The sequence below is a fragment of the Streptomyces sp. YJ-C3 genome (assembly GCF_053891275.1).
This window is the reverse complement of record NZ_CM132685.1, coordinates 4,167,744-4,181,170: the sequence shown is the minus strand read 5'-3', so window position 1 is coordinate 4,181,170 and position 13,427 is coordinate 4,167,744. Positions and strand designations below refer to the sequence as shown.

Below are 13,427 nucleotides of genomic sequence, written 5' to 3'. Positions count from 1 at the left end.
ATCGGCCCCTCCCGAACGGGGCCTACGGGTGCATGGACCAGAGACCAGGGACCTGTGAACCTTTGGGCCGACGGCCGGAGAGCCGGTCGGGGCCGCCCGCTCATCTGTCCCGGTGGCTGCCCGTCGCCGGCGGGATGCCCTCGTCGGCGTCGATGCCGGGGGCGGGTTTGGTGGGTTGGCCCGGCATCGTATCGCCCGCGGCGAGATGATCGAGGACCTCTGCCAGTTCCTGACAAGCACGCTGCACGGAACGTCGGGTGGCGCGCTGTTCGGTCACCATGGCGGACAGCAGCAGGGCGGTGAGAGCGGCGGCGCCGTTGAACGCCTGGAGCTTGGCCATGACCTCGATGGCCGACAGGTGGAGGAACGCGCCACGCTGCTCGTTCGCCTCGAACGTGGTCAGCACGGACGCGAACAGCGCGCAGAGCATGCTTCCGGCCAGTTGGAAGCGCAGCGCGGCCCAGATCAGCAGGGGAAAGATGAGGTAGAGCAAGCTCATCGGGCTGAACACGGCCAGCGGGACGAGCACCGAGGTCGCGAGGGCCAGGCACACGGCCTCTTTCCAGCGCCCGGCCCGGAAGGGGCCGGTCAGTCCCGCGAGCAGGAGCAGGAGCGGGGTGACGAGCAGGACGCCCATCGCGTCACCCACCCACCAGGCCAGCCACACGGACCAGAAGTCTCCGCTGTCCAGTTCCCCGGTCCACAGCTGTAACCCGACCCCCGTCGTGGAGCTGATCAGCATGGCTCCGAGTCCACCGAGGAAGACGAGGGCGAGCCCGTCCCGCAGCCGTGAGACGTCGGGCCGGAAACCGACGCGGCGCAGCAGGAGGTAGGCGCAGAGCGGCGCGACGGTGTTGCCCGCCACGGTGACGAGCGTGGTGGCCTGGGGAGTGGTGAGGGACATGATGACGAAGAAGGAGCCGAAGGCGATCCCGGGCCACACCCGCACGCCGAAGACCAGCAGCGCGGCGACAGCCACGCCGGTGGGCGGCCAGACGGGTGTGACGACCACGCCTTCGACGACGAGTCGTCCCAGCAGACCGAGGCGCCCGACCACGTAATAGCAGGCGGCCACGGCCAGCGTGCTCAGGGCCGCCTCCATGGGCAGCCGGAACCGCCGAGTCACCAACACAGCAGCAATCAGACACCGGCCGCACCTTCTCGGCCATACGAGCGCCCCTGTCCGGGTCCGGATCGGGCGCTATCTCAGGGACCAGCAGCAACGTGCGTCACGTCCGCCGCAGCCGCCCCGCGCGGGACGGCCTCCCGGCCCCCTCAAGCGTCCGGTCGGCGCCGCCACGAGGGACCGCTGTCGTGGCCTACGACGAGGACCGCGGCGTCGTCCTCATGCCCCACCGTCTCGGCCAGCTTCATCACGCCGTTGGCGAGGGCGTCGATGCCCAGGCCGGCGACGACGGTGACCTCGGCGAGCCGCATCACCTGGCGCAGGCCGTCGTCGAGGCTCAAGGACGGGCCCTCCACCACTCCGTCGGTCAGCAGGACGAAGACTCCACCGGTGGTGAGCCGGTACTGGGCGACGGGGTACTCGGCGCCGCTGAGGACGCCGAGCGGCGGACCGCCCTCGCCTTCGGCGACACCGGAGCGGCCGTCGGCGGTGGCCCAGATGTGGGGAATGTGCCCGGCTCTCGCGCACTCGAGGAGGCCGGTGGCCGGATCCAGGCGCAGAAAGGTGCACGTGGCGAACAGGTCGGCGCCCAGGGAGATCAAGAGGTCGTTGGTACGGCCGAGGAGCTCGCCCGGGTCTCCGGTCACGGAGGCCAGCGCACGCAGCGCCACGCGGACCTGCCCCATGAATGCGGCCGCCTTGATGTTGTGTCCCTGTACGTCGCCGATGGACAGGCCGATGCGTCCCTCGGGCAGCGTGAAGGCGTCGTACCAGTCGCCCCCGACGTTGAGCCCGTGGGTGGCCGGCATGTAACCCACGGCCAGGCGGACGCCGGGAGGGCTGGGAAGGTCCCGGGGCAGCATGCCGCGCTGCAGCGCCACCGCCAGCTCGACCCGGGAACGCTGCATCTCCGCCAGCTCCCGTGCCCGGGCGGTCAGCGCCCCGAGCCTGGCAAGCAGTTCCTCGCCGTCGTCGGCCTCCCCGGTGCGGAACATCTGTCACTCCGGTTCCACGAGAACCCCTCGCGTCGGTCCGTCGGTCTTCCGGTCCTCCACTGCGCGCGGCATCGGCGCAATTTGTCGTCCACTGTGCCCGCAGGTGACGGCGATCGCACCTTGTCAGGCCCTGCGACAGGGCGCCGCGCTCGCGTACCGGCCTTGTCAGACGGCCCTGACGACGGTTCCGGCGCCTTCGAGCGCGCTCACCTCGCCGGCGGGTGCCCCGGTGTCGGTGACGAGGGTGTGCAGGTCCGCCGAGGGCCCGACGTAGGCGTAGGCGGTGTGGCCGAGCTTGGTGCCGTCGGCGGCGACGATGACGCGGCGCGCGGAGGCGATGCTCGCCTTCTTCACGGCCGCGTCGTCGAGGTCGTACGCGGTCAGGCCCTCGGCCGCGCTCAGGCCGCAGCAGCCGATGACAGCGGTGTCGAAGCGCAGCGCGGCCAGGGAGGCGAGCGCGAGAGGGCCGGTCAGAGCACCTTCCGCGGCGCGGGGCCGTCCGCCGGGCACCATCAGCGCGGCCGTGCCCGGAGGGTCGCTGAGCGAGTGGATCGCCTGCAGGGACAACGGCATCACGGTGACCGGCCGCCCTCTCAGCAGGCGGGCGACCTCCAGGCAGGTGGTGCCGCTGTCCAGCAGGACGGTCTCGCCGTCGGCGATGAGCGAGGCCACCTCGGCCGCGATCCGCCGCTTGGCATCGACGGCCTCGCGGGAGCGCAGCGCGAACGGCGGCTCCTCGCCCCTGAGCAGCAGCGTGCGCGCCCCGCCGCGGACCCGTTCGAGGACACCCTGCGCGGCCAGTGCGTCGAGGTCGCGCCGGATGGTCATCTCCGAGGCACCGGTGAGTTCGGCGAGTTCCTGGACCGTGACACTGCCCGACTCCTTGACGGCCTGCGCGATCAGCCCGTGCCGGTCTGCGTTGCTCATACCGCGATTGAACACCACCCTTGAACGAACATGCAAAGTGTTCGAAGTGGCAGTTTACGAACACCACATCTGTTCGTTACGGTTCCCGCATGGAACATTCGCTGCGATCCGCCCGTGTGGCGACCTTCGTCTACTTCATCCTCTGCGGCACCCTCATGGGCGCCTGGGTGGTGCACATCCCCGCCATCGAGGAGCGCGTGGGCGTCAGCCACGCGACGCTGGGAGGCCTGTTGGTGCTGCTGGGCCTGGGAGCCTTCATCGGCATGCAGGTCGCCGGGCGGCTGACCGACCGGCTCGGCGCGCGCGTCGTGGTTCCGGCCTCCGGTGTCCTGTGCGGCGCGACCCTGGTGCTGCCGGGCCTCTCCCGGGACGCCTGGACGCTGACCGGCGCTCTGCTGGTCTTCGGGTTCTGCAACGGCTGCCTGGACGTGAGCATGAACGCCCACGCCGTACATGTGGAGAAGGCCTACGGCCGGCCCGTCATGTCGGCGTTCCACGCCACGTTCTCGGTCGGCGGCGTCATCGCCGCGCTGGTCGGTGCGGCTGCCGCGAGCGCCGGACTGAGCCCGGCCGCGGGCATGGGCGCCATGGGAGCCCTGGGCATCGTGACCGCACTGGCGGCGAGCCGCGCCCTGCTGCCGTCGGCGCCGCCCTCTGCCGACTCCGGCTCGGCCGAGGGTGAGCGGGCACCGGCGGCAGAGCGAGACGGTGCCCCGGGACGCATCTGGGTTCTCGCCGCCCTGGCGCTCATGATCATGCTGTGCGAGGGCGCCGCCAACGACTGGAGCGCCCTGCACATGAAGGACGTCCTGGGCACGCCCGCGAGCACCGCCGCCTTCGCGTACGGCACCTTCGCGGCGACGATGACGATCGGCAGGCTGCTCGCCGACCGGCTCGCGGCCCGGTTCGGGCCGGTGGCCGTCCTGCGTCACGGCTCGGCCGTGGCCGCGGTCGGCATCGCGCTCGTGACCATCGCCCCGTGGGCATGGGCCGCGTTCCTGGGGTGGGCGCTGTTCGGTCTGGGGCTGTCCGGCTGCGTGCCTCAACTGTTCAGCGCGGCGGGGCATGCGGACCCCGCCGCTGCCGGTGCCAACGTCTCGCGCGTCGCCGGCCTCGGCTATGTCGGCATGCTGGCCGGCCCCGCCGTCATCGGCTGGCTGACCCATCTCGTAGCCCTGAACCACACCTTCGTACTGCTGATCCTGCTGTGTGCGGTCGCTGCCGCGGCGGCCGGGATCCTGCGCACCGGATCCGACCGCACGCGCGAGCCGGCACCGAGCAGCCTCTGACCGCCTGTGCGGCACGGACCCTGACCCCCGTGCCGCGCAGGCTCCCCGCCCCGGCCGACCGGGCCGTACGCCAGAAATCACCGCCCGACACAAGGAGCCCTCGATGCCCCTGCCCGAGACAGACACCGCTTCCACGCGTGGCCGTGTCGGTGTCCTGCTCCCCCGCGACCTGCCCGTGAGGGAGGTGCTGCCGTTCGCCCGGCGAGCAGAAGAGCTGGGGTTCGACCAGATCTGGGTGGTGGAGGACCTGGGCTGGCGTGGCGGCATCGCCCAGGCCGGCCCCATCCTCGCCGCCACCACCGGCATCACCGTCGGAATCGGCATCATGCCCGCCGGTGCCCGCAACGTGTGCTTCGCCGCGATGGAACTGACCACCCTCGCCCAGCTCTTTCCGGGCCGGCTGATCGCCGGCATCGGCCACGGAATGCCCGACTGGATGCGGCAGGCCGGAGCCTGGCCCGACAGCCCCCTGACGCTGATCAAGGAGTACACGACCGCGCTGCGCCTGCTCCTGCGCGGCGAGCCCGGTCCGGCAGGCGGCCGTTACGTGCGCTGCGAGGGCGTCGTCCTCACCGAGACACCCGACGTCGCGCCTCCGGTCGTCCTCGGCGTGCGCGGCCCCAAGTCACAGGCCGCCGCGGGCCAGGTGGCCGACGGGCTGCTCCTCGCCGAGCCCGCGGCCCCCGCCTACGTCGCCGCCTCGCTACGGAATCTGGGCAGCCCGTCCGACGCGGGCACCCCTCACGTCGTCACCTACGACGCCGCCGCCGTCGACGAGGACGAGGGCGCAGCCGTCGCGCGCGTCCGGGACGCCCTGAGCGTCATCGGTGAGCCGGACTGGGCCGCGCACATCGCCCCCTTGCCGTTCGCCGCTGAGCTGCGCGAGCACCGTGCCGCCTGCGCCGACGCCCAGCAGTTCGCGCGAACCATGCCCGCCGCCTGGGTCCGACAGCTGAGCATCGCAGGTACGCCCGGCCAGGCACGCGAAGCGATCAGGGCCCGCCACGCGGCAGGCGCGACCAGCGTCGTCCTCGCCCCGACCGGCCCGGACGCCCCGGCGTGCCTCGACTCGCTCGCGCGCGTCCTGGACCCCCGCTCCTGAGCCGACCCCTTAGACACGGAGGCACCTGCCGCCATGCCCACCGACCGACACATCGTCCTCTTCGACCTTTTCGGGGTCATCGCCCGCCACCAGCGCCCGGGCGCCCTGGAGAAGATGGCCGCCCGCTGCCACGCACCGACGCGCACCTTCACCGAGGCCTACTGGGCCTGCCGCCCGCCCTACGACGCCGGCCGGCATTCCGCGTCCGCGTACTGGACGGCCGTACTGCGAACGCTGTCGCTCCCCCACGACGCCGACACGATCGAGGAGTTGCGGCTCACCGACATCGACAGCTGGTCACGCGTCGACGACCGCATGGTCGCCTACGTGCGCTCGCTACGGGACGTGGCCGAGGTCGCCCCGTTGTCCAACATCCCGTCGGACCATGCGGATGTCTTCCTCACCGCGCAGCCCTGGCTGCACGAACTGGACCACGTCGCCTTCTCCGGAAAGATCGGTGCCGCGAAGCCGGACCCGGCAGCGTTCCACCACTGCGTCACCGCCCTGCAGGCCGCACCCGCGGACTTCCTCTTCATCGACGACCGCGAGGAGAACGTGGGCGCGGCGCGGGCCATCGGCATGGAGGGACATGCCTTCACGGGACGGGAGGAGCTGGCAGCCGCCGTCGACAACTGGCTGCCGACCGGCACCACGTGACCGCCACGGATTCGACCGCCGCACGAGGCGTAGGAGTAGTTCCGGGAGTATTTTGACGGCGGCCGTATTGCCGCTGACAGGAGCCTGCACGACCGATCACGCCGACGATCACGCAGCCGCGAAGAGGGCGACCGTCCACGCCGCATCGAAGACGTCGAGCTCCCCCGTTCCCACAAGCTCTGAACAGATCCCCGTGAAGGTCGCGCCGGAGCTGGAGCCGGGAGAGACGCTCGCCGCGCGCCAAGGCGAGACACGCGGAGGCCGCATCTTCGCCTTCCCAGGTGGCGAGAAGGGGAACGCCCTTGTCGTCGCGGTGAGGCGCAAGGGGAAGGGCGAGATGAAGGTGGACCTGGAGCCCTTGCGGTCCACCTTCTCGTTCGCCTGCGTCGATGGCGAAGTCCGCACCACGTACAACCAACTGGACGTCTCCGGCGCGGAGAAGAACGGCACGGTCTCCGTCAGCGCACCCTCGACGATGACGTGGTCGATGACCATCGGCCGCGGCGAGCCGGCACAGGAGGAGGGATAGGACGGATAGGGCAAATAGTGCGGATAGGGGAACCCGTTCCGACGGAACCGGCTCCAACTCGCCTTCGCATTGCCGGATCAGAGCCGAAGCATCCGGTTGCGCGGCACCCGAGAGGCGTGGCGTCACTCTTGGAACAGCGCCCTGGCCCGCTGGAGTTGCGCTACTTGGACTCGACACCGGCCAACGGTGCGGTGCCGGCGGCCAGTTCCGCGCACGCGGCCTCCCACGTCAGGCTTCCGGGCCGGAACTGGCTGTGCAGGTAGGCCGCGCTGAGGCGGGCCACGGCTGCCACCCGCTCCGGGTTCTCGTCGCTGGTCTCCTGGGCGTCGTAGCCGGAGATTCCGCCGAGGAGGTGCTCGGCTCCGAAGACGGTGAGCAGGGCCTTCGGTGCGGGTGCGAGTCGGTAGGGGTCGGCGTGCCAGTCGGGGCCGACCGAGGTGAAGTGCTGGGAGTCGTCCTTGTCGCCGGCCACGACGAGCGCGGGCGTTGCCATGGTGGAGAAGTCGATGCCGTGGAAGAACGGCACCTGCGCCGCCATCCATCCGGTCAGGACGTCCTCTCCGCCTCGGCCGGGGGCCGCGAGGAGCACGCCCTGCTTGATGCGGGGCTCCAGGAAGCTCACCACCTCACCGGTGTCCGGGTCCGTGACCGTGGCGCCGAGGAGCAGGCCGGCAGTGAAGCCGCCCAGGGAGTGTCCCGAGACCGCCACGTTGTCGCGGTGGAGGCGACCGGCCAGTTGGGGGACCTCGTTCTCGATCTCACCGAGGTGGTCGAGGATGTGGCTCATGTCCGTCGCACGGGACTGCCAGAAGAAGGGTGCGCCGGGAGCGTCGGAGAGCTTCGCGGCTAGGGTCCGTGAGCTGAGGTGCGTGGGCTGGATGACCACGAATCCCGCCGCGGCCCACTGGTTGACCAGCGGTGCGTACCCGTTGAGCGAGGACAGATTGTTGGATGCTCCGTGCCCGTGCGAGAGGAGGATCACCGGCAGGTTGCCGCCGGCGGCGGGCGCGGTCACCCGGACCTGGAGGCTGACGGGACGACCGGGGATCTGGAAAGTCACCGGGCTGTAAGACAGGACCGGGGCGTCGGGGTCGAAGGTGGCGGAGGACATGAAGGTGCCCCTTCCGTGTGTTGGCGCTGCCGCGCACAGAGCAGGAGCGGCAAGAGGACGGCAGGCTCCGCGTGGCGTACCATTCAAGCGGAGCGACGTTCCATTTCATATTCGGAGCAGCGTTCCGCTTTGTCAACCCGTGGCAGGAAGGAGTCGGGGATGACGCCCCCCGAACCCGCGCAGGCAGGGGCGCGCGGCAAACGGTCGGACGCGCAGCGCAACCAGAAGATCTTGCTCGCGGCGGCCGCCGACGTGTTCGTCACGTCGGGAGTCGACGCCCCGATCCGGCAGATCGCCGCCAAGGCGGGTGTCGGGATGGGCACCATCTACCGCCACTTCCCCACCCGCGCCGACCTCGTCACCGCGGTGTACAACCACCAGATCGAGGAATGCGCGCAGGCCGGGCCGGTGCTCCTGGCCGACTGCGCCAGCCCCTTCGAGGCGCTGCAGCGGTGGGTGGACCAGTTCGTCGACTTCCTGGTCACCAAGCACGGCCTGGCTGACGCGCTGCAGTCCGACAGCAGCCGCTTCGCCGCCCTGCACACGCATTTCCTGGACCGTCTCGTCCCGGTGTGCGGTCAGTTGCTGGACGCGGCCGTCGAGGCCGGTGAGATCCGGGACGGCTACGAGCCCTTCGAGGTGATGCGCAGCATCGGGAACCTGTGCATCGGGCGCGAGACCGATCCCCGTTACAGCCCGCGGCGCATGATCGAGCTGTTGCTGCAGGGGCTCAGGCGGCCTCTCGACGTATGACGGTGGTGCACGAGGCAGGGGGCGGGCCTGCGAGGGAGCGTCACGCTGGTCGCCTGCCTGCTTACTGACCTATTCGGAGTGTTGTCGTCGGATAGTGAGTCAGTTTGAGTCCGGTGCCGGTGAGGCAGCCGTCGATGAGTTCGGGGTGGCGTTGAATGTGCCGCAGGCCGCGGCGGAGGGTGTGTTCGAGATGGTCGTCGTCGGTGAAGGCGACATTGGCCAGCGGACCGCGCCGCAGCAGTGACCAGACGCCCTCCACCGGGTTCAAGTCCGGGGCATACGAGGGCAGATGAACGATGGTGAGCCAGTCGTGGCCTGCCGCGTACTGGCGCATCCCGGCGGTCCGGTGGGTGTTGAGATTGTCCCAGATGAGGACGATGGGAGCCTTGAGCTGGATGTGGGCGCGAACGATGAGGTCGCGGTAGTCGGTCCAGGCGAAACTGTTGCGTCCCGTGCCGGGGTGCTTGCGGTGCCGGCGGGGCCGGTAGATCAGCCGGGAGAACTCGCCCGGCCGGTAACAGCACAGGGCGGCGATCGAATAGCGGCGCCAGGACCGGCCGCGCACCCGCACCACCGGCGTCTGCCCGCGCCGGCCCCAGGTCCGGGCCCGTGTCGGGGTCATCCCGAACCCGGCCTCGTCCTCGAAGACGAGGAAGGCGCCCAGCGCCGCCGCAGTCATTCCGCCTGCGGCCACACGTTTTTCTTCCACAGATGGACCGCGGATTCGTCGCGTTCAACGGCCCGGCGGGCGGGTGACTGCCAGGACCAGCCGTGCCGGTGCAGTAGCCGCCACACCGCCGCCGGCGAGACCTCCAGGGCGAATAGCCGGAAGATCAGTATGCGGATCCTCGCCAGGGTCCAGCGCTGGTCTTCCCAGCCGTGCACCGCCGGCCCCCGGGCCAGCTCCTGTTCCAGTTCGGTGAACCGGTCATCGCTCACCCTGGGCAGCTTCGGCGGCCCGGCCGAGGTCAGGGCGGCGGTCCCGCCCTGGCGCCAGGCCCGCCGCCAGCGCTCCACCGAGCGCACACTGACCCGCAGTTCCTTCGCGATCACCGTGTTCTTCTCACCCCGCTCGAACCGTTCCCCGGCCTCGAGGCGAATCCGCTCACGAAAATGCTGCCGTTCGGCGGTCAGTCCACCGCCCTGTGCGTACCGCATACCACCGGCCTACCGCGGGAATCACCGCCCGTCACCCCTCCCGACAACACCCCGAACAGATCAGTAGGTCCGGCCTGGTCAGGTCAGAACCCCGGGATCTCGGCTCGCCGCAGGTGCAGTTCGGGGCGAACGAGTTCGCGGAGACGCCCCGTCCAGTTGCGCCCTCGGCCGGCGTTGTCGCCCCAGAAAGCCGAGTCGATGTCGTCGTAGATGAAGGTGGCGTCGTCGGTGGCCAGCAGGATCTCGGCGAGCTGAGGGTGCTGCTCGTACTTGGCGCGCAGCAGACGCGTCATGACGGCGGTCCGGGAGTGTTCAGTTCTGCGTTTGCCGATCATCCGGTGATTGTGGCGCAGCGTCCGTCGAGGACGAGTCTCAGTCTCATTCGTCGTAGCGGTAGTTGTAGTAAGCGGTAGCGGTAGTTGTAGTAGCCGAGCGAGGCTCGGGGGGGGTGTAAGGGTTCTGTCGTGGTGCAGCCCGATGTCGTCGCTCCCGCGGGGCGGGAACGCGTCGAGCTGGTGGGGTACCCGTTCGGGTACGGGCCGGCGACCGCGGAGCGGCTTCCCCATACGAGGTTCCGCCTGGTGTTCGCGCGTGACGACGGCCCGGTCGCGCGGCGTCGCGCCGAGAGGACGGTGGCCCGGCTGCGAGCAGGTGGTCCGGTCCGGTGCTGCCGGTGGTGGACCTGCCGCCTCCCATGCCTCCGCCGCCCGCCGTTCCGCCTCGGGACGCGCCTCGCCGGGCCGCCCGCCCCTGGGCCGCACCCACTCCCCCGCCGCCAGGCACTCCGAACGCCTGACGTCCCCCACAACCCGGCGCGTTGAACAGCTCCCCCGGTCACGGCGGCGGCCCGCGCACAACGGCTGACGGCTCCTACCGCTTGGAACGCCCGCTTCAAAAGTCCGGCCGGGCGTGGTCGGCGCAGTGCCGTAGCGCGCTGTCGTACCGGTCAACGGCCCAGGCCAGCGCGTAGCGGTTTCGCAGCTGCCTCCCTGTATGACATCGGTGTACGTCGATACGATGCGCACGGCCGTACTTGCCCTGTGGTGGGGGCTTCGAGTGCTCCGACCCGACGGGGGTGTGCTGTGAAGTCACCGATGGATCCCTGGAAGGCGCTGAACGAAACCGACGGCGACTCCGTCGGCCGGCAGTTCCAACAGCCCGGACTGGCCTTGCGGGCCGGTCCGTTCGCGCTCGTCGCCGTCGTGGCCACGGTCAGCGTCCTGGTGCCGGACATCGACATGCAGTCCTGGCTGGAGTACTGGGTCAGCGTCGGGCTCCTGCTTGTGTGCGTCGGCGCCTTCTTCCTGCCGTGGCAGCGGCTTCCGGCGTGGACGCCGGTTCTGGTGCCGCTGCTCTACACCGGTTCCGTCCTGGAACTGATCCTCGCATCGGGCGTGGCCTCCGGCGTGGGACTCGTACTGCTGGTCCCGCTGATCTGGTCGGTGCTGTTCCGCCGCCGGTGGGAGTCGGCGTGCGTGGTGGTGGCGGTGGTGACGGTCCAGGCGGTGTCGTCGGTCGCTCAGGCGACGCCCGGAGCCGTGGTCGGCAGGCGGCTGCTGCTCTGGAGCGCGCTCAGCGTGCTGATCGCGGTGGCCGCTCATGGACTGCGGGACCGAATCAGCGGCTCCCAGGTGGCCAACGCGGCGTTGCAGGCCGAGGTTCGCGAGCTGTCCCTGGCCCGGGAACGGGACCGTATCGCCGCTGATCTGCGTCAGAGCGTGGTGCGGCGAATCTTCGACGCCGGGCTGAGCCTGCACGGCACGGCCGCGATGATCGGCGAGGGGCCCGCGCACCAGCGGCTGATGCACGGCGTGGCCGAGCTCGACGGCGTGATCCAGGCACTGCGTGAGAGCGTCTTCGACCTGGGCGAGGATGCGGATATGGCGATCGACGCGGCTGAGGAATCCCCGCCCGACGAGCACTGATTCCGACGACCGGCGGGGCCCGGCCGGCCTGTCCTCCGCCCTTGTGGGCCTTGTACCGGCACCATGACGGCGTCCGTCTCCGCGCCACTTCACGCGATGGCCATGGCCAGACGACGGGGCGACGGGGCGACGGGTTAGTGCCCGCCGCGGGGGTGTGCTTCGAAAGTGGATCAAGCTGGTGTGCCCTCGGTGCCAGAGACTCAACAACACCGCGACGTAGGCCCGCCTGACGGTGACTCCGACGAGAAATCGACATTGCTCGCGTTCTTGAACTACGTCCGTGAAGCGGTGGCCGCGAAGGCGCAGGGCCTTGACGACGGGCACGGACGAGCGCCCGGAGTGCCCTCTGGCACCAGTGTTTTCGGCCTGGTCAAGCACCTGACGGCAGCAGAGCTCTACTGGTTCGCCTGGGCCTTCGAAGGGGCCGATATCGAGCATCCGGACTTCAGCATGAACCTCTCCGAGGGGGACAGCGCGGACAGTCTCCTCACTGGCTATCGCAGTGCCATCGAACGGTCCAACGAGATCGTCGAGCGCTGTGCCGACTTGAACCATCCGAGTGCTCGGGCGGCAGGCGCAGCGGACATGGTGCGATCGATGCGGTGGGTGCTGGTGCACATGATCGAGGAGACGGCTCGCCATGCGGGTCACGCCGACATCCTGCGTGAGCGGAGTGACGGTGCCGTCGGCAGATGACGCACTGCCTCGCCCGATCTCAGGTGACCCACGAACGGCAGGCGCATCAACACCGAGCGGGTCGACCAGGCCGGCATCTTCGCCTATGGGGACGGCCTCTAAGCTGCGCCCATGACGGCTGCCTTGTTGACGTGCCGCGACCCGCTCCGGGCGCGTCTGCCCGACCCGCACTTCGCGGCCGTGGTCGAAGCGGCCGAGGTCCTGGGCCGTGACGTCGCACTCATCGATCATGACGCCCTGATGCAGGGAGGTGCCGGCGAGGCCGTGGCCAGGGTGCCACGCGGTGCCGGCCCGCTCTGGTACCGGGGCTGGATGCTGCCGAGCAGTCGCTACGCCGAACTGGAAGACGCGCTGGCCGAGCGCGGCACCACCCTGGCGACAGACGCACTGCAGTACCGCAGGGCTCATGAACTGCCCGGCTGGTACGCGACGTTCGCTGCCGTGACGCCCCGCAGCGTCTGGCTCCCGGCACAGCCAGGACAGGCCCTTCCGGCCGCGCGCCTCGCCGAGCTCGCCGCGTCCCTTGGCTCTGGGCCCGTCGTCGTCAAGGACTACGTCAAGTCCCGCAAGCATGAGTGGGACGAGGCCTGTTTCGTACCCGACGCCGCCGACACGGAGCAACTGGCCGCCGTGGTGCGGAACTTCGTCGAGCTGCAGGAGGAGTTCCTCGCCGGAGGGATCGTCCTGCGCACCTTCGAGGAGTTCACCGGCGACGAAGTCCGGGTGTGGTGGATCGACGGCAGCCCGGCTCTGACAACCGCGCATCCGGACGCGTACGGGGACGGGGCCTCGCGGCTGGTGCCGCAACTCGACCACGTGGCACCGCTGGTGCGCGCCCTCGGCTGCCGTTTCGTCACCACGGATCTGGCCCTGCGCTCCGACGGCGTGTGGCGCGTCGTGGAGGTCGGGGACGGTCAGGTCAGCGACTTGCCCGCGACCGTGGCTCAACGGCTGCTTCTGGAGCCTTTGTTGACGTCGCAGCGGAGCTGACGCTGCCGGCTTGCTTCCGTCCGCAGAGGTGTGCCGGCCGTGGTCCGTTCCGAGGGGCGTACGACGATCCCGAATCGGCAGCCTCCCTGTCGAGCCACCTGACGGCCGAGGTCAAGCGCGACGGCGTGTGCTGGGTCCAGGAGTATGTGCGTGGCGTCCCGCTCGCCCC

Annotated in this window: 13 protein-coding genes and 1 pseudogene; 8 read left to right on the top strand and 6 right to left on the bottom strand. The window is 70.3% G+C overall.

Going from position 1 to position 13,427, the window contains the following annotated elements:
• Positions 1 to 100 precede the first annotated feature (100 nt).
• The 3 genes from ACVHNB_RS18560 to ACVHNB_RS18550 all read right to left on the bottom strand — a co-directional run bounded on the left by ACVHNB_RS18560 (position 101) and on the right by ACVHNB_RS18550 (position 3,048).
• Entirely contained in the window at positions 101 to 1,102 is a 1,002-nt protein-coding gene (locus ACVHNB_RS18560; protein WP_428957420.1) for an MASE1 domain-containing protein, read from the bottom strand.
• A gap of 173 nt (positions 1,103 to 1,275) precedes the next feature.
• On the bottom strand, positions 1,276 to 2,121 hold the full coding sequence (locus tag ACVHNB_RS18555) for a PP2C family protein-serine/threonine phosphatase (RefSeq protein ID WP_428950021.1): 846 nt from the start codon (positions 2,119 to 2,121) through the stop codon (positions 1,276 to 1,278).
• Between the two features lie 165 nt (positions 2,122 to 2,286).
• On the bottom strand, positions 2,287 to 3,048 hold the full coding sequence (locus ACVHNB_RS18550) for a DeoR/GlpR family DNA-binding transcription regulator (protein WP_428950022.1): 762 nt from the start codon (positions 3,046 to 3,048) through the stop codon (positions 2,287 to 2,289).
• An 89-nt stretch (positions 3,049 to 3,137) separates the two neighbouring features.
• Between ACVHNB_RS18550 and ACVHNB_RS18545 the strand changes: the two genes are divergently transcribed.
• From ACVHNB_RS18545 to ACVHNB_RS18530, 4 genes are all read left to right on the top strand, one after another.
• A complete protein-coding gene (locus ACVHNB_RS18545; protein ID WP_456228658.1) occupies positions 3,138 to 4,337 on the top strand; it encodes an MFS transporter in 1,200 nt (399 codons plus the stop codon).
• A gap of 103 nt (positions 4,338 to 4,440) precedes the next feature.
• Positions 4,441 to 5,439, top strand: coding sequence for an LLM class flavin-dependent oxidoreductase (locus tag ACVHNB_RS18540; protein WP_456228657.1), 999 nt, complete (start codon positions 4,441 to 4,443; stop codon positions 5,437 to 5,439).
• A gap of 33 nt (positions 5,440 to 5,472) precedes the next feature.
• On the top strand, positions 5,473 to 6,096 hold the full coding sequence (locus ACVHNB_RS18535; RefSeq protein ID WP_456228656.1) for an HAD-IA family hydrolase: 624 nt from the start codon (positions 5,473 to 5,475) through the stop codon (positions 6,094 to 6,096).
• A gap of 193 nt (positions 6,097 to 6,289) precedes the next feature.
• A complete protein-coding gene (locus ACVHNB_RS18530; RefSeq protein ID WP_456228655.1) occupies positions 6,290 to 6,625 on the top strand; it encodes a hypothetical protein in 336 nt (111 codons plus the stop codon).
• A 160-nt stretch (positions 6,626 to 6,785) separates the two neighbouring features.
• Here the strand turns inward: ACVHNB_RS18530 and ACVHNB_RS18525 are convergent, their stop codons facing one another.
• Positions 6,786 to 7,736 carry an alpha/beta hydrolase family protein gene (locus tag ACVHNB_RS18525; protein ID WP_456228654.1) on the bottom strand — a complete coding sequence of 317 codons (951 nt, stop codon included), beginning with the start codon at positions 7,734 to 7,736 and terminating at the stop codon, positions 6,786 to 6,788.
• Between the two features lie 159 nt (positions 7,737 to 7,895).
• On the opposite strand from ACVHNB_RS18525, the gene ACVHNB_RS18520 reads away from it, so the two are divergent.
• Complete coding sequence (locus ACVHNB_RS18520) at positions 7,896 to 8,489, top strand: TetR/AcrR family transcriptional regulator (RefSeq protein WP_456228653.1); 594 nt, start codon at positions 7,896 to 7,898, stop codon at positions 8,487 to 8,489.
• 61 nt (positions 8,490 to 8,550) lie between these two features.
• Here ACVHNB_RS18520 and ACVHNB_RS18515 read toward each other — a convergent pair.
• Together ACVHNB_RS18515 and ACVHNB_RS18510 are read right to left on the bottom strand one after the other, a co-directional pair.
• Positions 8,551 to 9,647 (bottom strand): IS630 family transposase gene (locus tag ACVHNB_RS18515; RefSeq protein WP_456228652.1). Its coding sequence is split into 2 segments (ribosomal slippage): positions 8,551 to 9,183 and positions 9,186 to 9,647, totalling 1,095 coding nucleotides; the frame shifts between segments, so codons are not numbered across the junction.
• A gap of 83 nt (positions 9,648 to 9,730) precedes the next feature.
• A pseudogene (locus ACVHNB_RS18510) lies at positions 9,731 to 9,961 on the bottom strand (NADAR family protein); the annotation flags it as partial.
• Between the two features lie 780 nt (positions 9,962 to 10,741).
• On the opposite strand from ACVHNB_RS18510, the gene ACVHNB_RS18505 reads away from it, so the two are divergent.
• The 3 genes from ACVHNB_RS18505 to ACVHNB_RS18495 all read left to right on the top strand — a co-directional run bounded on the left by ACVHNB_RS18505 (position 10,742) and on the right by ACVHNB_RS18495 (position 13,258).
• On the top strand, positions 10,742 to 11,572 hold the full coding sequence (locus tag ACVHNB_RS18505) for a hypothetical protein (RefSeq protein ID WP_456228651.1): 831 nt from the start codon (positions 10,742 to 10,744) through the stop codon (positions 11,570 to 11,572).
• Positions 11,573 to 11,761: 189 nt separating this feature from the next.
• Positions 11,762 to 12,268 (top strand): DinB family protein, encoded by a 507-nt coding sequence (locus ACVHNB_RS18500; RefSeq protein WP_456228650.1) that lies wholly within the window; start codon positions 11,762 to 11,764, stop codon positions 12,266 to 12,268.
• 111 nt (positions 12,269 to 12,379) lie between these two features.
• Positions 12,380 to 13,258, top strand: coding sequence for an ATP-grasp domain-containing protein (locus ACVHNB_RS18495; protein ID WP_456228649.1), 879 nt, complete (start codon positions 12,380 to 12,382; stop codon positions 13,256 to 13,258).
• Positions 13,259 to 13,427 lie beyond the last annotated feature (169 nt).

Coding starts and splice junctions, on each gene's coding strand:
- ACVHNB_RS18560 (WP_428957420.1), bottom strand. CDS start 1,102: ATGGAGGCGGCCCTGAGCACGCTGGCCGTGGCCGCCTGCTATTACGTG.
- ACVHNB_RS18555 (WP_428950021.1), bottom strand. CDS start 2,121: ATGTTCCGCACCGGGGAGGCCGACGACGGCGAGGAACTGCTTGCCAGG.
- ACVHNB_RS18550 (WP_428950022.1), bottom strand. CDS start 3,048: ATGAGCAACGCAGACCGGCACGGGCTGATCGCGCAGGCCGTCAAGGAG.
- ACVHNB_RS18545 (WP_456228658.1), top strand. CDS start 3,138: ATGGAACATTCGCTGCGATCCGCCCGTGTGGCGACCTTCGTCTACTTC.
- ACVHNB_RS18540 (WP_456228657.1), top strand. CDS start 4,441: ATGCCCCTGCCCGAGACAGACACCGCTTCCACGCGTGGCCGTGTCGGT.
- ACVHNB_RS18535 (WP_456228656.1), top strand. CDS start 5,473: ATGCCCACCGACCGACACATCGTCCTCTTCGACCTTTTCGGGGTCATC.
- ACVHNB_RS18525 (WP_456228654.1), bottom strand. CDS start 7,736: ATGTCCTCCGCCACCTTCGACCCCGACGCCCCGGTCCTGTCTTACAGC.
- ACVHNB_RS18520 (WP_456228653.1), top strand. CDS start 7,896: ATGACGCCCCCCGAACCCGCGCAGGCAGGGGCGCGCGGCAAACGGTCG.
- ACVHNB_RS18505 (WP_456228651.1), top strand. CDS start 10,742: ATGGATCCCTGGAAGGCGCTGAACGAAACCGACGGCGACTCCGTCGGC.
- ACVHNB_RS18495 (WP_456228649.1), top strand. CDS start 12,380: ATGACGGCTGCCTTGTTGACGTGCCGCGACCCGCTCCGGGCGCGTCTG.